Consider the following 17,845-nt stretch of genomic DNA (forward strand, 5'->3'; position numbering starts at 1 on the left):
GGTGCCCGCCAGGGCCAATGGAGTCCCGGAATGCGGCGGTTGATGGTCATCGGACCCCCGCCTTGTACGTACTGAACGCCTGCGTGCCGACGGTGCACCAGGTACACGTCCCGCGCCGCCCCCAGGTGCGGGCGAGCGTGGCGACGAGCAACATGCCCCGGCCGTGCTCCTCTTCCGGCCCCGGTTGTTCGACAACGACCCGCGCGGGGGAATGGTCGTCCACCTCGATCAGCACCTCGTCCGTCTGGTCGTACGAGAGCGAGAACCGGACACACTCGCCCCGCCCGTGCACCACGGCGTTGGTGACGAGTTCACTGACCAGGAGCTGTACGGTCTCGATCGCCTCCTCGCACACACCGCCCTGCCGCAGGAGCGTGCCGGCGGTACGGCGCATGTGCTCGACGCGGCGAGGGTGCGGCCGGAACGAGATGTGCAGGCGCACGGCACCGCGTATGTCGACTGCGGTTGCTGGTGGGGGAGTTGTGCTTTGAGTGGAGGGAGGCATCGCGTGTCCTTGCCGTCGATCCCTTGGGGAAGCCGCGGGGCCGCCTCTCGGCCCGACGCCCAGCTTTCGTATGCTCACTCAAAGCGTCGAAGTGACTGCGTTGCGTGAGTTGCGTGTATAGCCTGGCATCAGATCCGCTGCTGTTGGGACGTTCTAGCGGGATTCTGTTGGCAAGTTCCGCCGTGAATTACCGCGTGAGCGAGGGTGGTTGATGCAGGAGCGCGGTGACTCCCGCTGTGACGAAGAAAGTTCCTTGCGGAAGCGGAAGCAGCGTCGACACACTGGACAGTGCTCTGAGAGGACCTCGGATGATCACGGACATCGAATCGGCAACGCCCGCGCTGTGCCGCTTACACCTGGGCAACGAGCTGCGTCACCTCAGGCAGAAGGCCGGGCTTACCTCAAGTCAGGTCGTCAGGAAGCTCTTCTGGAGTCCGTCGAAGCTGACTCGGCTGGAGACGGGTGAGAACTCGGTTGTCGAGCCGTCCGATGTCATGGCGCTCTGCCAGATCTTCGCGGCCGACGAGGAAACGACCGAGTTGCTCAAGGGGTACGCGGCGGTCACCAAGACAAAGCGGGACTGGTGGCAGTCCACCGAGTATCGCCCGGTCATCGCCCCAGGCTTCAGGGCGTACTTGGGGCTGGAGGCCACGGCCACCGCCTTGCACAACTACGAGTCCGAGTTCGTTCCCGGCCTGCTCCAGACCGAGGCCTACGTGCGCGCGACCCACCGGAGCGCGCACCAAGGTCTCAGCGAAGAGGAGATCGCCCGCATGGTCGCGGTGCGGATGACTCGGCAGAAGGCCCTGCGTCGGGAACCGCCGTTGAAATTCGCGGCGGTGGTCAGCGAAGCGGTGCTGTACCGGCAGGTTGGAGGTCCCGAGGTCATGCGAGCACAGCTCGCGCACATCACCGAGGTGGCGTTGCTGCCCAACGTCCGGGTCCAGGTGATCCCCTTCAAGGCCGGTGCTCACCCGGGGATGAACGGAGCTTTCCACACGCTCCAGTTCCACGACCGGGATGCTCTTAAGCCGATCATCTATTTTGAGAACCTTGCCGACGCCTGGGTGAGTCGGCGGCAGTCGGACGTGGAGCTTCACGAGGAAGCGTTCAACGAGCTGCAAGCCATCGCTCAGGGGCCTCAGGAGTCCTTGAGCGTGATCAAGAAGGCAATGAAGGAGCTTTGATTCCGATGTCGACCATGGCTCGTGCGCTGAGCGGCGCAGATTGGTTCAAGTCGAGCTACAGCAATGACCACGGCGGAGCGTGTGTCGAGGGTGCCCGTCTTGACGGCGATGCCATGGCCGTGCGTGACTCAAAGGATCCCCACGGCCCCGCGTTTGTCTTCACTGGCCGGGCGTGGACAGCGTTTGTTAACGCTCTTGGTGCCGGGGGTCGTTCGTAAGGATCCACTTCATATGCCACCTGTGGGCTGTTCTCCCGGCAGCGGGCCACAGGAGTCCCTGAGCATGATCAAGAGGGAAAAGGAGCACTGATTCTGATGAAGATCACCGCTGACACGCTGTCTGGTGCCGACTGGTTCAAGTCGAGCTACAGCGATGACCAGAAGGGCATGTGTGTCGAGGGTGCCCGTCTTGGCGGCGATGCCATGGCCGTACGTGACTCCAAGGATCCCCATGGTCCCGCGTTCGTCGTCACCGGCCGGGCGTGGACAGCGTTCATCGACGCGGTCGGCGCGGATGGCCGCTCGTAAGGCTCGACTTCGTACGCCACTGTGGGCCGCTCTCTTCCCGGGAGCGGCCCACAGTCGTCACATCCCCCTTGAGCTGGGGACCCTGGCCCCGCAAGCCGTCGCTCGCGGGTGACGTGAGGGTGCGCGGGGGTGCTTCGCGGGGCGGCCCGAAGGCCGTACGCAGGCGTTTCGTGGTGACGTGGGGGCCAGATGATTCGGATTTCAATATGTTGATACCGTGATTTCTGGGGTGCCATCCCGCCCCGTGAAGTGAACCCTCAGCAAGGAATCAGCAATGAAGAGCGACCCTCTCTCTGAAGCGAAGGAAGCCGACCCGACCTCCTCCGTCATCCAGGCGACACGAGCGACACGCTGGGATCCCACCGGCGACTCCTGGGAGACCACCTCTCGCGGGCGCGCCGTCCTCAGTGATCCGCGGCTCAACAAGGGCACCGCGTTCACCGAGGGCGAGCGCCGCCGTCTCGGGCTGACCGGCCTGATCCCGTCCCAGGTGATGACCCTGGAGCAGCAGGTGACCAGGGCCTACGGGCAGTACCGGGCCAAGGCCACGGACCTGGACAAGAACGTGTATCTCCGGTCCCTCCAGGACCGTAACGAGGTGCTGTTCTACCGGCTGCTGGGCCAGCATCTCAGCGAGATGCTGCCGATCGTGTACACGCCCACCGTCGGCACCGCGATCGAGCGCTACAGCCATGAGTACCGGCGCTCCCGTGGCATCTACCTCTCCGTCGATTCCCCTCAGGACATCGAGCCGGCACTGCGTGCGAGCGGTCTCGGCCCCCAGGACGTCGATCTGCTCGTCGCCACCGACGGCGAGGCCATCCTCGGGATCGGCGACTGGGGTGTGGGTGGCATGGACATCTGCATCGGCAAGCTCGCCGTGTACACGGCGGCGGCAGGCATCGACCCGGCGCGTGCGGTGCCGGTCGTCCTCGATGTCGGCACCAACCGCCAGGAGCTGCTGGACGACCCGCTCTACCTGGGCAACCATCATCCGCGCGTGGACCGTGAGACGTACGACGCGTTCATCGCCGAGTACGTCGCCGCGGCCGGCCGGGTCTTCCCCGACGCGTTGCTGCACTGGGAGGACTTCGGTTCCTCCAACGCCCGCCGCATCATCGACACGTACGGCGACCGGGCCCTCACGTTCAACGACGACATCCAGGGCACCGGAGCGGTCAATCTGGCGGCCGTGCTCTCCGGCGCCCGGGTCACCGGGGCGCCCCTGCGCGACCACCGCGTGGTGATCTTCGGTGCGGGTTCGGCCGGACTCGGGATCGCCGACCAGCTGCGCGACGCCCTGATCGCGGACGGCCTCGACCCGCAGGAGGCGTCGGACCGGTTCTGGTGCATCGACCGGTACGGCCTGGTCGTGGACGACGCCGAAGGGCTCGACGAGCACCGGCTGCGGTACGCCCGCAAGGCCGCCGACGTCGCCGACTGGGAGCGCGACGCGCAGGTCGGCGGCATCACCCTCGCCGAGGTCGTCCGCCGCGCCCGTCCCACCATCCTCATCGGCACCTCGGGTCAGGGCGGTGCCTTCACCGAGGACGTCGTACGCGAGATGGCGGCGCACACCGAGCGGCCCGTCATCCTCCCCATGTCCAACCCGACGCCGCTGGCCGAGGCCAAGCCCGAGGACCTGGTCCGGTGGACCGACGGACGGGCTCTGATCGCGACCGGAAGCCCGTTCCCGGCGGTGGAGCACGACTCCGTCACCCATGTCATCGGCCAGGCCAACAACGCTCTGGTCTTCCCCGGGCTCGGGCTCGGCGCGATCGTGGCGCGTGCCACCCGGATCACCGAGGGCATGTTCCTCGCCGCCGCCCAGCAGATCGCCGCCATGGTCGATCCGACGACTCCCGGGTCGCCCATCCTTCCCCTGGTGGACCACCTGCGGGAGACCTCCGCCGCGGTCGCCGTCGCCGTGGCCCGCGCCGCGCAGCGTGACGGTGTGGCGCGCGCGCCCCTCGGCGACGACCTCGAAACCACCGTACGAGACGCCATGTGGAGCCCGGACTACAGCCCGGTCAAGCCAGTCTGACGCCCGTAACAGCAGACGCAAGGGACAAAGACTGTGAGCTTCACTCATATCTTCACGATCATCGTGCCTGTCTTCCTCGTGATCGCCCTCGGTTACGGGGCCGGGCGAGGACAGGCGTTCAGCGGGGAGCGCGGCGGTGCGCTCACGGTGCTCACGATGCAGTTCGCCCTTCCGGCGGCACTGTTCCTGAGCATCATGAACACCCCGCGCCACACCCTGCTCAGCCAGGGGCCCCTCGTCGGGATGCTCGCACTCGGGCTGCTCAGCCTCTACGTACTGATCTTTCTCGGACTGCGGACAATCGGGCACGTGCCGACCGAGAGGGCGGCGATCCAGACGCTGGCGGCCGTCCAGCCTCAGTACGCCTTCATGGGCGTCACGATTCTGGGCAGCCTGTTCGGGGCCGCGGCCGCGGCGATCCCGATCGCCATCGCCGGCATCCTGGTGAATGTCATCCTCGATCCCGTCGTGCTGATCCTGATCAGCCTCGACCGGAAGGGCGCCGACGCGTCGGAAGCGTCGGGAGTGTCGGCAGTGTCGGAACGTGCCTCGGTGCCTGGGCCCCGGAACGCGTCCCGGCGCGTCCCGGTGTCGGCAACTGTCGGGGGCGCCTCCACCGGGAGCGGCTCGGTGAGCGGCGAACGGCTGGACGACGAGACGCCGGACGGTGAGACGCCGCACGGTACGGAAGGGCACGCCGACGCGCCGGTATCCGCCGGCGGTGGCGGCAAGCCCAAGCCCACCTGGTTGCGGATCCTGGAGCCGCTGCGCAAGCCCTTCGCCTGGGCTCCGCTGCTCGGGCTGGTCTTCGCGCTGACCGAGGTCCACCCGCCCGAGATGATCAACTCGTCGCTCAACCTGGTGGGACAGGCGGCCTCGGGCGTGGCGCTGCTGTCGGTGGGCGTGACTCTCGCCCGCGTCGGCAGGCCCCAGCTCAGTGCCGGAGCGTTCGGTATCGCGCTGTGCAGTGTGGTGGTGCTGCCACTGAGCGTCTACGGCATCGGCCTGCTGCTGACCACGCAACAGGTCGCGGCGCAGGCGGCGTTGATCGTCGCCTTCCCCGTCTCGCCCGTACCGATGATGCTTGCCTCGCAGCACGTCAAGAGCGAGGAGCACCGCATAGCCTCGGCCGTGATCATCAGCATTGTGCTGGCCTTCATCACACTGCCGTTGATGATCAACCTGACCGGCTGACCCGCCGCTCAACGGGCTGACCGGAGGACGGGCGAGCGTGAAGGGGCGGGCCGGAGGATTCGGCCCGCCCCTTCACGCTCACCGCCCCTTCGTGCTCGCGCCGATGAGTTTCGGGCGGCGCGGGGGTCGGTAAGGGTGAAGACGTTCTCGCACAACTCGTATGAGGAGACACGCATGGCCACCAAAGGATTTACCACCTGTCTGTGGTTCGACGGACAGGCGGAAGAGGCAGCGAACTATTACGCCTCGATTTTCAAGGACTCCAAGGTCGGCCGGATCGTCCGGCACACCGAGGCCGGGTCGGGGCCCGTCGGATCCGTGCTGACTGTCGAGTTCGAGGCCAACGGCCAGAAGTTCGTTGGGCTGAACGGTGGGCCGCTGTTCACCTTCAACGAGTCCATTTCGTTCCAGATCCACTGCGACAACCAGGACGAGGTGGACCACTACTGGCGCCTGCTCTCGGACGGGGGCGCGGAATCCGACTGCGGCTGGGTCAAGGACAGGTACGGAGTGTTCTGGCAGGTCGTCCCCAGCGGACTCATCGACATGATCAGCGACCCGGATCCGGAGAAGGCGGGGCGGACCATGGAGGCGATGCTGTCGATGCACAAGCTCGACATCGCCACACTGGAGAAGGCCTACGCGGGCGAGTAACGGGGCCGGCCGCCACGAAGCGCGGGATGACGCGCCAAGGCCGCCATGAAGCGCGGAGGATGAGGCGCCGGGCTGCCATGAAGCGCGGCAGGATGGGGCGCCGGGCTGCCATGAAGCGCCGGATCAATGGGCCGGGGTGACCGATGATCCGGCGCTTCATGGGCGCGTCACCGCATGGTGCGGCAGTTGCCGGGACTACTCAACGGACCCGTTACACCCTGCACTCCGGTACGCCACTGGCGCTGACCCAACGGGCTGAGACGTACTTACTGATCTGTCCCGAGACGCGGTACCACTTGTGGTTGCCCTCGACGTTGCCGCCCCGCACGAAGCAGTCCAACCTGACCTTGCGGTCCGAGTTGATCCGGCCCCACTCCCTGGCGCTGACCCTCGGCTCCTCACGGATGGCCACAAAGTCTCTCGCGGTGACCGTGCCCGTGAACGGAGCCGCTGCCTTCACGTCCGTCGGCGATGCCATGGCGGGCGTGGCCGTCACGGCTCCGGTGCCGGCGACCATGAGTGCCGCGAGGACCGCGATGCCCCTGGCCTTGGTGCGCAGTTCGTACATGGATTCCTCCTTCTGTGCGGGTGAATTGCCTTGTCATTTATGGCACTTCGGTCGGGGCGTCAGCCAGAAGGAACGGAGATCCTCACCCTTACGGGGGTGTGGTGCAGGCAAACGGGGTGTATTTGTGTCGCATAGGCGCCAGCTTGCATGGGGCCGGAGTATGACCAATGGCGTTTACGCGCCAATGGGTGGGTGCGCCTATTGCATCTCGACTAAAGTCAACCAGCTCTTTACGGCGTGCAATGCGATTTGATGATGAGCGGGGAACGGTTCGGAGGGAGCGCCGGGCGGCCGAATCGGACGGCCGAACCCGTCGCCCCAGTCCGATGGATCAGGCCGACGGCTAAGTACCCGACGGCTCAGTACTCGACGGTTCGGGACCCGACGGCTCAGTACCCGACCGGGCGCACCAGGCCCGTCTCGTACGCGAAGACCGCGGCCTGAGTCCGGTCGCGCAGGCCCAGCTTGACCAGGATCCGGCTCACATGGGTCTTGACGGTCTGTTCCGCCACCACCAGGCGCTCGGCGATCTCCGCGTTCGACAGGCCCTGGGCGATCAGGGACAGAACCTCGGTCTCGCGTTCCGTGAGGTCGCCGATCCGGTCCTTGAGCGGGGCGCGGGGAGCGCCGGTCATCCGGGAGAACTCCGCTATCAGGCGCTTGGTGATGTTCGGGGAGAGCAGGGCGTCACCGGCCGCCACCACCCGTACCGCCTGGGCGAGTTCGGCGGCCGACGCGTCCTTCAGCAGGAATCCGGACGCGCCCGCGCGCAGCGCCTCGTACACGTACTCGTCGAGATCGAAGGTGGTCAGCACGAGGACCTTGACGCCGTCACCGCCCGGTTCCGTGATGCGACGGGTGGCCTCGATGCCCCCGAGCCGGGGCATCCGGATGTCCATCAGGACGACGTCCGGGGCGAGTTCGGCGACCTTGTCGACGGCGTCGAGTCCGTCCACGGCCTGACCGACGACCTCGATGCCCTCCTCCGCGTTGAGCAGCACCGTGAATCCCTGACGGACCATCATCTGGTCGTCGGCGATCAGTACACGGACGGCGCGTAGGGCGCGGACGGGCGTGGTCATGGGGTGTCCTCGGCAGGGGTGGTGGGGAAAGCGGGTGCGACCGGGGTGACAGGCGGCTTCGCGGGGTGTTCCGTGGGAGGAGTGGTGAGATGGGCCGTGGGAAGGCTCGTGGTCACCTCGTAACCGCCGTCCGGGGTAGGGCCGGTGACCAGTTCGCCACCCAGCATCGTGGCGCGTTCGCGCATCCCCAGCAGCCCGTGTCCGTCGCCCCGCGAGGGCGGGGCGGGCGTTGTCGGCGCGGTGTTGACGACCTGGATGGTGAGGCCGTCCCGCCGGTATCCGATCGCCACCCGCACCGACGATCCGGGCGCGTGCCGCAGAGCGTTGCTGAGCGCCTCCTGGACGATGCGGAAAGCTGACAGTTCGACGCCCGGCGACAGCGGGCGCGGCTCTCCGGTGATCTCGGTGCTGACCGTGAGTCCGGCGCCGCGCACCTTGCCGACCAACTCGTCCAGCTGGTCGAGGGAGGGCTGCGGGGCGTGCCGTACCGCGTCGGACAGAGCGTCCTCGGAGCGCAGCACGCCCAGGACCCGCCGCAGTTCGGTCAGCGCCTCGACCGCGTTCTCGCGGATGCCCGCGAGATTCGCCTTCAGCTCGTCGGACGGGTCCTTTACCAGGTGCGGGGCCACCTGCGCCTGGATGGAGATCACCGACATGTGGTGGGCGACCACGTCGTGCAGCTCGCGTGCGATCCGGTTGCGCTCCTCCAGCAGAGCGCGCCGGGCCCGTTCCTCGGCGGTCAGCTCTTCCTGTACGACCAGTTCTGTACGGGCCACCCGGCGGCCCCGCAGTGAGGCGCCGACCACCGTCGCGATCACGAGGGCCAGGACACCTTCGGCGACGTTGGGGCGGTACATCGGAGGGGGCAATACCAGGCAGGACAAGCCCAGCAGGGAGTTGAGCGCCAGAGCCTCGACCGCCACCCGGGGGCGGACCCGCAACGCCAGCAGGAAGAGTGTCCCGGCCTGGAGGACGAGTCCGGGCGCGGTCCAGGGGATGGACGCGGGTCCGAGCGCCGAGGGCACGGCCGCCTGGGCGCCGATGAACATGACGATGGTGGACAGCCACCAGGCCGGTACCGGGCGGAACATCGCCATGATGAGTGCCACCGACTGGATCACGGCGAGCAGGGTGCCGAAGACCGGTCCCAGTCCGTAGTCGGTGGAGAGCATGGCCGTATTGACGATGGTCGCCGGATAGGCGACGAGGACCACGAGGACGTGCGGCAGCCGGGCCAGCCGACGCGGTCGGCTCATGCGGGGCAGCGGATCGGCGGCCGTCGTCCACAGGTCCGTACGGAGGGTACGTGGCACCGCGACAAGAGCACGGGGTACTACGAGGAGGGCACGTGGCACCGCGCGAAGGGTACGTGGCAACCGGGGCGGTGCCGCTGTCGGCCGCCGCTGCCCGGTGTTCTCCCCGCTGGATTCCCCGCCCCCCGTGGACACGGGGTCAAGGTTAGACATGCCGCGAGGTCCGTTCCGGGGCGGGGCGCTGCGCGGGTACGGACTCCGTCCTGCCCCGCACGATGCCGGTTCGGCTGGGCACGGTGCCCGCCCGACCTGTTCGACTCGTCCGGCCATGTGGCGCGGGTCTTCTCTGCTCGTACGTACGGAACGTCCCCCAGCACACCAGCAGCGCCACCGCGAACACCGGCAGCCAGGCCACCCGGGCCAGCACCCAGCCGGAGCCGTCGGGGACGGTGTGCAGGCCGGGCAGGACCCCGGCCGCGAACAGGCCGACGGCGGTGACCGCGATCATCGCGGTCTGGTGCCAGAGGAAGACCGTCATCGCGGAGAGGTTCACCAGCGCCACCGCCGCCCACGCGACGGGGCGCCGCAGCACCCTCCGCAAGGGACCGAGCAGCAGCAGGGCCGCCCCGCACTGGGCGAGACCGAAGGTGACGGCCGCGAGGGTGGGCGGGTCGAGGTTGGATATGGCGGCCCCGGGCACCCCGACCATGGACGCCGGATAGCCGGCCCACAGGACGAGCGCGGTGGTGGCGGCGGTGCCGCCGAGCAGCAGCGTCCAGCCGGTCCGGCGGCCGTGCGGGCCGCCCCTGGCCCAGAGAGTCCCCAGGCAGTACGGGACCAGCCAGCCGGCCGCCACATTGAGCCAGCCGATCCAGCCGATCCAGCCGAGCCCGCCGAGCAGACCGAGGTGGCCGAGCCAGTCCGACCGGCCGGGGTCGCCGAGGCCGAACCGGATCAGGTCGACATGCAGGACGACGGCGAGCGGCCAGAGCGGATGCAGCCTGGCGACCAGCGGGGTCGCCGCCGTCAGCCCGGCGAAGACCAGCAGGAACCAGAGCGGCGACAGGACCAGCTTGAGCAGGGTGTGTACGGTCTCCGGGCCCACCCCGGACACGAGCATCGCGACGGACGCCACGGTCCACACCGTCAGTACGGCGGCGACCGGCCGGAACAGCCGGGCCATCCGGGCGCCGACCCACTGCCCGTACGGCACGCCCTGGGCGCGGGCGGAGGCGTAACTCCTCGCACCCACATGCCCGCCCACCAGGAAGAAGACCGCCAGGGTCTGGAACAGCCAGGAAATGGGGATGAGTTGGGGCATGTGCTGGAGCGGTCCGGCTCCGTGGACCGTGCCGCTGTCGGCGACCAGGGCGGTCACCAGCCAGTGGCCGAGCACCACCCCGAGGATGGCGAGGGCGCGCAACGCGTCGACGGCGCGGTCGCGGCCGGGCGGAGTGGCGTGATCGATCCGCCGGACGAGGTCACGCATGACGGGTCATCATGGAGGCGCGCTGTCCGGCGGAGGCCCGTTGTCCGGCGGACGGGTGCTGTTCGCCGGAAGGATGCTGTCCGGAGACGATCCGGGCGAGGTTCTCCAGCGGTACGGAGCCGGGCCTCAGGTAGTCGCTGTGACCGCCGTCGCCCGCGGCGAAGACCCGGGCGCCGAACTCCGGCGAGACCGGGTCCGTACCGAACCCGACGGTGAGGAAGGGGAGTTGGAGCCGCGTGTGCGGCACATCGGCGATCCAGTCGTCGGCGCCCCGGCCGGCCCAGACCGTGGCCCGGGTACGCAGAGCGGCGACGTTGCCGACACCGGCGCCGGGGCTCCCGAACAGGACCATGTCCGCGACATCCAGCCCGGACGCGGCCCGTCCGCAGACCACGGAGCCGTAGGAGTGGCAGAGGAGGGAGATCCGGGCGGTGGGCCTGGTCGCGGCCAACTCCCTGACGAAGCGGCGGAGTCCGGGGGCGGCGTCATCCGCGAGGCCGGGCGTCAGTGCCTTGGGACTCACCGTGCCGGGTGTTCTGTACCCGAGCCAGGCGACAACGGCGGAGGCGTCCCCCAACTCCCCCTCTTTATTGCGCAGTTCATGTCGGAGTGCGATAGCACCCGACCGGAAGCGGGCGTACGTGTCCAGGCCGGTGTCCGATCCCGGGACCAGCACGGCGATCCGCTCGGCCCGGGACAGGTCGCCGAAGACCTCGGTGGTCCGGCCGCCGTCGCGGCCGTCGAAGGAGAGGAAGTGGCGCTTCCGGCCCGCCATGGTGCGCAGCACGGCGGCGCGCTTCCGGTCGCCGTGTTCGGCGGCCATCCGCTCGGCCGCCCGGATGCCCGCGCGGTTGACGGCGTACCGCTCGGCCAGGGTGCCGGGGTCCGCTGCCCGCAGCGGTGCGAGCGCGGCCCCGGCCGGAACCGGCGCCGCGACCGCCGCGGGGCGGGCCGCGCCCGACACCGGCACAGCCACCGATGCGGTGACGAACGCGGAGAGCAGGGCGTGGCGCAGACGGCTTCTGAGGGGGCGGGACGCCATGGCGGGTGGTCCTTCCGTACCGGAACTGTGTCGTGCTACCGGAACGGAATCTATGAGTCACGCCACGTGGTCGGCGTCCCGCCAGGGAGGGCATGCCGTACGTAGCTCTGAAGTACTACGGGTAGGGGGAGCCGATCAGCGGGTACGGCGCCGCCATGCGTGGGGAGGGGCGGGTGCTTCGCGGTGCCGTACGGCGCCCCTCCGCGCCGACGTGGATCGGCACGTACGGCGCCCCCTCCGTGTCGCTCCACGTCGCTCCGGGCCGCTTGTCCGGGGCAGCACGGTGGGCACCCTCAGCCGGCGTCGGAGCCCGTGTCGGCCAGCGAACGGATGTCGGTGTTCGCGCCGCACAGCACCACACAGATCTTCTCGCCGGGGCCGGGACGGTACGGGGCGGAGCCGCGCGGGCCGTCCGCGGCGGACGGGCCGGAGCCGTCCCGGGCTGAGCCGGACGGACCGTCCGAGTCCGACGGGCCGGTGAGGGCCGCGAGAGCTGTGGCGGCGGCGTGTTCGACGGCGATACGACGGTCGTCCCAGAGGGACTGGCGGGCGCGCACGATCTCCGTATCCGGCACCAGGACGCTCTGTACACCGTCCTGCTGGGCGGCGCGGAGAGCCATGGCCGAGGCGCGCGGGGCGCCGAGCGAGTCGGCGGCGACCGAGTCGACCGGGGTGTCGACCGGGTGGCCGGCCTCGATCGCGGCGTTCAGGGCGCGGCAGTTCTCCGGCTCCACCGCCACGACCCGTACGCCGTGGTGCCGAGCGGCCGTCGCCACCCCGGCGAACAGCCCGCCACCGCCGACCGCCACCACCACCGTGTCCAGGTCCGGGAGCCGCTCGTGGATCTCCTCCATCAGGGTGCCCGCGCCGGCGGCGATCAGTGGAAGGTCGTAGGCGTGCGAGGCGAGCGCGCCGGTCGTGGCGGTGAATTCCTCGCAGGCGGCCAGGGCTTCGGCGTACCCCGTACCGACCAGGCGCACATCGGCACCGTACGAGCGGAGCCTGGCGACCTTGACCGGTGGGGCGGTCCGGGGCAGGAACACCGTCGCCGTCACACCCTGCCGCCGCGCCGCCCACGCACAGGCGAGGCCCGCGTTGCCGCCGGAGGCGATGGTCACTCCGGCGTCCGGGAGGGTGCCGGAGTCGCGGTGGGCCTGGAGGAAGTTCTGGGCGCCTCGGGCCTTGAAGCTGCCGGTGTGCTGCAAGTACTCCAACGCCAGCCACACCTGGCCCGGTTCGAGGTCTGTGGAGTCGACTCCGACCCCGACCCCGATGCCGAGATCGAAGGCGGGCGCAAGGGCGATCGGGCGGGTCCGGCCCGCGATGCGGTCGGTGGCGGCTTTGATGTCGCCGTGGGTGAGGTGCTGCAAGGGGGTGCTCCCTGAGGGTCGCGCGTGCGCCGGTACCCGGTGCGTATGTTCCGTAACTATCGCCGAGATCTGCCCGTGGTGGCCGACCACGGGGTCTTCTACGGAGCAAAGGAGTCTTCTACGGAGTGACGGAGTCTTCTGCGGCGCGCTGCACCAGTTCATCCGCGCTGCCGACCCCGGGCTGCCCATTCCACAGGTACCCCACAGCGCCGGAACGCCGTTGGTGCGGCACCAGGCGCATCACCGCACTCTTTGAGGTCGTCCATAAACGATCTTTGAGTCGATGCCATCGGGCGGCTGGGCGTTATGGACAGCCGATTCGGCATATCATGTCCTATATGCGGAGATCTCGGTCCCGTCACCCCGGAAGAATCTCGGGCGGGAAAGCCGCTGGCCAGGGCGGCTACACGTGTCAATAGTGCCTTTGTATACAACTCTCGGAGGCATAGAATTTTCGGTCTTGGACAGCGATGGGCTGAGACGCACCGGCTCCCGAGGCCCAGAGCATGATTCGCTCGGGGTGCCGCGCCAGGGCATGTTCTCTCCACAGCTGAAGGGTTACCAACACTGTGCAACAGGTCCAAGAATTTGGTGACAACCCTGTTGAAGTACGAGAAACCGGACACTACACCGAGGAATACGTCCCCAGCTTCGTCGAGAAATGGGACTCTCTCATAGATTGGGAGAAGCGCGCGGCGAGCGAGGGGAACTTCTTCATCGACCTGCTGCGTGAGCGGGGCGTGAAAAGCGTGCTCGATGTCGCGACGGGTACCGGATTTCACTCCGTCACGCTGCTGGCGGCCGAATTCGATACGGTAAGCGCCGACGGCAGTGCCGACATGCTTGCCATGGCCTTCGAGAACGGTATGAAGAGGGGCGGCCATATTCTGCGCGTGGTCCAGGCGGACTGGCGCTGGCTCAACAGGGACGTCCACGGGGAGTACGACGCCATCGTCTGCCTCGGGAACTCCTTCACCCATCTCTTCTCGGAGCGCGACCGGCGCAAGGCACTGGCCGAGTTCTACGCGATGCTCAAGCACGACGGAATTCTCGTGCTGGACCAGCGCAATTACGATGCGATGCTGGACGACGGGTACAGCAGCAAGCACACCTACTACTACTGCGGTGAGGACGTCACCGTGGAGCCGGAGCACGTCGACGAAGGGCTGTGCCGCATGCGGTACACCTTCCCGGACGACTCCGTGTATCACCTCAACATGTTCCCGCTCCGGAAGGACTACACCCGTCGGCTCATGTCCGACGTAGGATTCCAGCGCATCGAGACCTTCGGGGATTTCCAGCACACCTACCGTGGTGAGCAGCCGGACTTCTTCGTACACGTCGCGGAGAAGGAGTATCTGGTGGAGGACGAGGAGAAAGAGCGGTACACGGGCGCGGTCAGTACCGCCCGCAGTTACTACAACTCGCCTGACGCCGACGCCTTCTACGCCAGCGTGTGGGGCGGTGAGGACATTCATATCGGGCTCTACGAAAGCCCCGGGGAGCCCATCGCCGACGCCAGCCGCCGGACCGTCCAGCGGATGGCCGCGAAGCTGGAGCTGACCGAGGAGTCCGTGGTGCTCGACCTCGGCTCGGGCTTCGGCGGCTCGGCCCGGTATCTGGCCGAGACGTACGGCTGCCGGGTTCTCGCGCTCAACCTCAGCGAGGTGGAGAACCAGCGCCACCGGGAGCTCAACTCGGCGCGCGGTCTCTCCGACCGGATCGAGGTGGTGGACGGGTCCTTCGAGGACATTCCGTACAACGACGCCCAGGTCGACGTCGTCTGGTCCCAGGACGCCTTCCTGCACAGCGGGAACCGCGTCCAGGTGCTGGAGGAGATCGCCCGGGTGCTGCGCCCCGGCGGCCATCTCATCTTCACCGACCCGATGTCGGTGGACGGCTGTCCCACCGGAGTGCTGCGGCCCATTCTCGACCGCATCCACCTGGACGACATGGGGTCGCCCGGTTTCTACACGCGCGAGCTGGCCAGGCTCGGATTCTCCGCCGTCGACGGCGGCTTCGAGGAGCATCGCGAGCAGCTGGTGACCCACTACGCGCGGGTGCTTGAGGAGACCGGGCACCAGGAGGCCCAAGGGCTGACCAGGAAGGTCAGTCATGACTACCTCACCCAGATGAAAAAGGGCCTCGGCCACTGGGTCGACGGCGGTCGTGAGGAGTACCTCACCTGGGGCATCTTCCACTTCACGCTCGGCGACGGCCGGTAGCAAGTAGCAGGTACCAGGTGGCACCGTACGGGCCCGTGGCGGCCTGTGTCGGCGTGTCCGGGCCGGGTGACATGTACCCGGCCCGGACAGGCACCCGTGACGAGCGCCCACCCGCGACGTGCGCCCACCCGTGACTCGCACCCACCCGCGACGTGCACCCATCTGCGACTCGCGCCCACCCGCGACCACGAAATCGCCGCTCTCTGCCGCACCCTGGGTCTTGCTGTGCCAATCCGGGGTCGGCCCCACGTCGAGGGTGCGAAGGAGACAGAACGATGGTCGCTCTGAAGGACGCGGTGGGCCGTTACGGGATCTGGAGCGGGGCCCTGCGCTCCGAGGATCCCGCCCTGCGCGCGGAGATTCCCGAAGCCGCCGCCGAGCTGGAGGAGCTGGGCTTCGGAGCCGTCTGGCTCGGCGGCAGCAGCGGAGTCGAGCATGCGGAACCCCTCATCGGGGCCACGTCCCGGCTCACCGTCGCCACCGGCATCCTCAGCATCTGGCAGCACGAGGCCCCCGATGCCGCCGCTCGCTTCCTGGAGCTGGATTCCAGGCACCCCGGGCGTTTCCTGCTCGGTATCGGCGCCAGCCACGCCAAGCTCGCCGCACAGTACCGGCGGCCCTACTCGGCGATGGTCGGCTACCTCGACGGTCTGGAAGCGGCCGGTGTACCGGCCGGGCGGATCGTCCTGGCCGCCCTCGGCCCGAAGATGCTCGAACTCTCCCGTGACCGCGCGGGAGGAGCCCACCCGTATCTCGTCACCCCCGAACACACCGCGCAAGCACGTGAGTTGCTAGGAACCGGCCCGCTCCTCGCGCCCGAGCTGAAGGTCGTGCCGGACTCCGATCCGGAGACCGCCCGCGCCACCGCCCGTGATTACCTCGCCATGTACCTGACCCTGCCGAACTACACGAACAACTTCCTGCGGCTGGGCTTCACCGAGGACGACTTCACGGACGGCGGCAGCGACCGGCTCGTCGACGCGGTCTGCGCCTGGGGTGACGACGACAGCATCCGCCACCGCATCGATGCTTTCCACGCGGCGGGCGCGGACCATGTCGCTCTCCAGATCGTCACTCCTGGCAGCGCTCCGGGTGCTCCCGAAGCGCTGCCCCGTACGGAATGGCGCCGGCTCGCCGGGCTGCTGGCCTGACGGGCCGTCATTTCCGCTGCTGTCTCGTCCGCCGTCCCGTTCGTGCGTCAGTCGAACGGGATACGGACCATCGACTGATTGCCGATGCCGAGCGTGCCGGCGCCGTTGCCGATGGCGTTCCAGACCTCGATCCGCACCTTGCCGTTCACCAGATCGCCCTGCGTTCCGGTGGACGACTTGAGTCCGCGCGCCTGCGTGTAGTGCTCGTAGCCGGGGAGCGGATCGGTCGCGAAGTACTGGTACGTCTCCGTCCGGTCCCAGGTGCCGTCGCCCGTACGGTCGTAACTCACCCTGACCTGCGACCCGTTGCCCACCACCGTGCCCGCGTCCACGAAGAGGTCGAACTGCGTCGAGCCGCCGTTGTACTTCCGGGTGATCCCGCCGGAGGTGAAGGTGGCCGGGTTGTGCGGGTCGCCGTCGTAGTTGGCGCCGCCCGCCGTGGCGAGGCCGGCGGTCGCGGCCGAGCCGGTGGAGTCGCCGAGGCCGGCGCCCGTCCGCGCGTACAACTGCGAGGAGCCCGTGGGCGGATCAGTGGGCTCCCCGGTCGAGCCGCCGCGCGTCCATGCGGCAACGTAGTCGACCAGCATGGGCCGTCCGGGAACGGTCTCGGCGGTCGGGGTCCGGCCTCCGAGCGCGTCGGGGAACGCGCCGCCGATCGCCACGTTGAGCAGGATGAAGTACCCGGCGTGCTCGGTCATGTTGGACCAGGTGGCGGCGTCGAACTGGTTCTGCCGGAGGCTGTGGAAGAGCTGTTCGTCCACGTACCAGCGCAGCTCGTTGGGGCTGACGGAGCGGTCCCACTCGAAGCGGTACGTGTGGAAGGCGGACTGGCAACTGGAGCCGGGGCAGGCACGGTTGGCGGCGAGGCCGGTGGTCTCGTTGCAGGGTCCGCCGGGGTTCACACCGCAGTGCAGCACGCCCCAGACCGAGTTGATCCCGTTGACGTTCTCCATGATGTCGAACTCGCCGATGCCGGGCCAGTTCCAGTAGTTGCCGCGATACGGCGCGCCGAGGGCCCAGAAGGCGGGCCAGTAGCCGAGCGCGGCGTTTCCCGTCACGTTCGGCATCTGGATGCGGCTCTCGATACGCAGAGTGCCGCCCGCCGGAGCCTTGAAGTCGGAGCGCCGGGTCTCGATCCGGCCCGAAGTCCAGTTCCCCGCGCCATCCCTGAGCGGGGTGATACGGAGATTGCCGCTGCCGTCTAGGCTCAGGTTGTCGGGGCTCGCGGTGTAGTTCTGGATCTCGCCGGTGCCCCAGTTGCCGGGCCCGCCCGGATAGCTGTGCCCCGTGTCGGTCTGCCAGTTGGCGGAGGAGGGCAGGGTGCGGTTCGCGCCCTCGAAGTCGTCGCTCCATTGCAGGTTCCAGCCGGGCGCGGGCGGTACGGCACCCCGTGCGGTGTCGGCTCCCGTGACACCGACTAATCCGGCGAGGGCGACGGCCGTGGCGAGGAGCGTCGCGAGGAGAGGCGTACGGGGGATGAGGGGCGCACGCCGGGCGCGAGGCGTACGTGTGGTGCTGCTCATAGATATGTCGCGGCCAGTACGTCTGAAGCGG

Annotated in this window: 16 protein-coding genes; 8 read left to right on the forward strand and 8 right to left on the reverse strand. The window is 68.6% G+C overall.

The window, feature by feature from the left end:
- Nucleotides 1-46: 46 nt before the first annotated feature.
- Nucleotides 47-442, reverse strand: a complete 396-nt coding sequence (locus ACIQD6_RS04685) for an ATP-binding protein (protein ID WP_401877898.1) — start codon at nucleotides 440-442, stop codon at nucleotides 47-49.
- A gap of 371 nt (nucleotides 443-813) precedes the next feature.
- Here ACIQD6_RS04685 and ACIQD6_RS04690 point away from each other — a divergent pair, with 371 nt between their 5' ends.
- The 6 genes from ACIQD6_RS04690 to ACIQD6_RS04715 all read left to right on the forward strand — a co-directional run bounded on the left by ACIQD6_RS04690 (nucleotide 814) and on the right by ACIQD6_RS04715 (nucleotide 6,111).
- Nucleotides 814-1,692 carry a helix-turn-helix domain-containing protein gene (locus ACIQD6_RS04690; RefSeq protein WP_401877899.1) on the forward strand — a complete coding sequence of 293 codons (879 nt, stop codon included), beginning with the start codon at nucleotides 814-816 and terminating at the stop codon, nucleotides 1,690-1,692.
- 14 nt (nucleotides 1,693-1,706) lie between these two features.
- Complete coding sequence (locus tag ACIQD6_RS04695; RefSeq protein ID WP_401878149.1) at nucleotides 1,707-1,910, forward strand: DUF397 domain-containing protein; 204 nt, start codon at nucleotides 1,707-1,709, stop codon at nucleotides 1,908-1,910.
- A gap of 96 nt (nucleotides 1,911-2,006) precedes the next feature.
- Complete coding sequence (locus ACIQD6_RS04700) at nucleotides 2,007-2,219, forward strand: DUF397 domain-containing protein (protein WP_401877901.1); 213 nt, start codon at nucleotides 2,007-2,009, stop codon at nucleotides 2,217-2,219.
- Between the two features lie 274 nt (nucleotides 2,220-2,493).
- Entirely contained in the window at nucleotides 2,494-4,263 is a 1,770-nt protein-coding gene (locus tag ACIQD6_RS04705; RefSeq protein ID WP_401877902.1) for an NAD-dependent malic enzyme, read from the forward strand.
- A 33-nt stretch (nucleotides 4,264-4,296) separates the two neighbouring features.
- Nucleotides 4,297-5,457, forward strand: coding sequence for an AEC family transporter (locus ACIQD6_RS04710; RefSeq protein WP_401877903.1), 1,161 nt, complete (start codon nucleotides 4,297-4,299; stop codon nucleotides 5,455-5,457).
- Between the two features lie 174 nt (nucleotides 5,458-5,631).
- Nucleotides 5,632-6,111 (forward strand): VOC family protein, encoded by a 480-nt coding sequence (locus ACIQD6_RS04715; RefSeq protein WP_401877905.1) that lies wholly within the window; start codon nucleotides 5,632-5,634, stop codon nucleotides 6,109-6,111.
- A gap of 211 nt (nucleotides 6,112-6,322) precedes the next feature.
- On the opposite strand, the gene ACIQD6_RS04720 is transcribed toward ACIQD6_RS04715, so the two are convergent.
- The 6 genes from ACIQD6_RS04720 to ACIQD6_RS04745 form a co-directional block, all read right to left on the reverse strand.
- Entirely contained in the window at nucleotides 6,323-6,679 is a 357-nt protein-coding gene (locus ACIQD6_RS04720) for a hypothetical protein (RefSeq protein ID WP_401877906.1), read from the reverse strand.
- A 389-nt stretch (nucleotides 6,680-7,068) separates the two neighbouring features.
- Complete coding sequence (locus ACIQD6_RS04725) at nucleotides 7,069-7,761, reverse strand: response regulator (protein WP_401877907.1); 693 nt, start codon at nucleotides 7,759-7,761, stop codon at nucleotides 7,069-7,071.
- The gene (locus ACIQD6_RS04730) at nucleotides 7,758-9,017 is read right to left on the reverse strand and encodes a sensor histidine kinase (RefSeq protein ID WP_401878152.1); all 1,260 of its coding nucleotides are present in this window, start codon (nucleotides 9,015-9,017) and stop codon (nucleotides 7,758-7,760) included. Before ACIQD6_RS04730 ends, ACIQD6_RS04725 begins: the two co-directional genes overlap by 4 nt.
- A gap of 202 nt (nucleotides 9,018-9,219) precedes the next feature.
- On the reverse strand, nucleotides 9,220-10,503 hold the full coding sequence (locus ACIQD6_RS04735; protein WP_401877908.1) for an acyltransferase: 1,284 nt from the start codon (nucleotides 10,501-10,503) through the stop codon (nucleotides 9,220-9,222).
- A complete protein-coding gene (locus ACIQD6_RS04740) occupies nucleotides 10,496-11,545 on the reverse strand; it encodes an alpha/beta hydrolase (protein WP_401877910.1) in 1,050 nt (349 codons plus the stop codon). Before ACIQD6_RS04740 ends, ACIQD6_RS04735 begins: the two co-directional genes overlap by 8 nt.
- A 293-nt stretch (nucleotides 11,546-11,838) precedes the next feature.
- Nucleotides 11,839-12,915, reverse strand: a complete 1,077-nt coding sequence (locus tag ACIQD6_RS04745) for a threonine/serine dehydratase (protein ID WP_401877912.1) — start codon at nucleotides 12,913-12,915, stop codon at nucleotides 11,839-11,841.
- A gap of 569 nt (nucleotides 12,916-13,484) precedes the next feature.
- Here ACIQD6_RS04745 and ACIQD6_RS04750 point away from each other — a divergent pair.
- Together ACIQD6_RS04750 and ACIQD6_RS04755 are read left to right on the forward strand one after the other, a co-directional pair.
- A complete protein-coding gene (locus ACIQD6_RS04750; protein ID WP_401877913.1) occupies nucleotides 13,485-15,140 on the forward strand; it encodes a methyltransferase domain-containing protein in 1,656 nt (551 codons plus the stop codon).
- 275 nt (nucleotides 15,141-15,415) lie between these two features.
- Nucleotides 15,416-16,291, forward strand: a complete 876-nt coding sequence (locus ACIQD6_RS04755; protein ID WP_401877915.1) for an LLM class F420-dependent oxidoreductase — start codon at nucleotides 15,416-15,418, stop codon at nucleotides 16,289-16,291.
- 47 nt (nucleotides 16,292-16,338) lie between these two features.
- Here the strand turns inward: ACIQD6_RS04755 and ACIQD6_RS04760 are convergent, their stop codons facing one another.
- Nucleotides 16,339-17,814 (reverse strand): glycoside hydrolase family 16 protein, encoded by a 1,476-nt coding sequence (locus ACIQD6_RS04760; RefSeq protein ID WP_401877916.1) that lies wholly within the window; start codon nucleotides 17,812-17,814, stop codon nucleotides 16,339-16,341.
- Nucleotides 17,815-17,845 lie beyond the last annotated feature (31 nt).

Origin of the sequence: Streptomyces sp. NPDC088400 (genome assembly GCF_044753355.1) — a bacterium.
GTDB lineage: Bacteria > Actinomycetota > Actinomycetes > Streptomycetales > Streptomycetaceae > Streptomyces.

Excerpts from the sequence above, each read along its gene's own strand:
- ACIQD6_RS04690 (WP_401877899.1), top strand. The coding sequence starts at position 814 with ATGATCACGGACATCGAATCGGCAACGCCCGCGCTGTGCCGCTTACAC.
- ACIQD6_RS04695 (WP_401878149.1), top strand. The coding sequence starts at position 1,707 with ATGGCTCGTGCGCTGAGCGGCGCAGATTGGTTCAAGTCGAGCTACAGC.
- ACIQD6_RS04700 (WP_401877901.1), top strand. The coding sequence starts at position 2,007 with ATGAAGATCACCGCTGACACGCTGTCTGGTGCCGACTGGTTCAAGTCG.
- ACIQD6_RS04705 (WP_401877902.1), top strand. The coding sequence starts at position 2,494 with ATGAAGAGCGACCCTCTCTCTGAAGCGAAGGAAGCCGACCCGACCTCC.
- ACIQD6_RS04715 (WP_401877905.1), top strand. The coding sequence starts at position 5,632 with ATGGCCACCAAAGGATTTACCACCTGTCTGTGGTTCGACGGACAGGCG.
- ACIQD6_RS04720 (WP_401877906.1), bottom strand. The coding sequence starts at position 6,679 with ATGTACGAACTGCGCACCAAGGCCAGGGGCATCGCGGTCCTCGCGGCA.
- ACIQD6_RS04725 (WP_401877907.1), bottom strand. The coding sequence starts at position 7,761 with ATGACCACGCCCGTCCGCGCCCTACGCGCCGTCCGTGTACTGATCGCC.
- ACIQD6_RS04730 (WP_401878152.1), bottom strand. The coding sequence starts at position 9,017 with ATGAGCCGACCGCGTCGGCTGGCCCGGCTGCCGCACGTCCTCGTGGTC.
- ACIQD6_RS04735 (WP_401877908.1), bottom strand. The coding sequence starts at position 10,503 with ATGCGTGACCTCGTCCGGCGGATCGATCACGCCACTCCGCCCGGCCGC.
- ACIQD6_RS04740 (WP_401877910.1), bottom strand. The coding sequence starts at position 11,545 with ATGGCGTCCCGCCCCCTCAGAAGCCGTCTGCGCCACGCCCTGCTCTCC.
- ACIQD6_RS04755 (WP_401877915.1), top strand. The coding sequence starts at position 15,416 with ATGGTCGCTCTGAAGGACGCGGTGGGCCGTTACGGGATCTGGAGCGGG.
- ACIQD6_RS04760 (WP_401877916.1), bottom strand. The coding sequence starts at position 17,814 with ATGAGCAGCACCACACGTACGCCTCGCGCCCGGCGTGCGCCCCTCATC.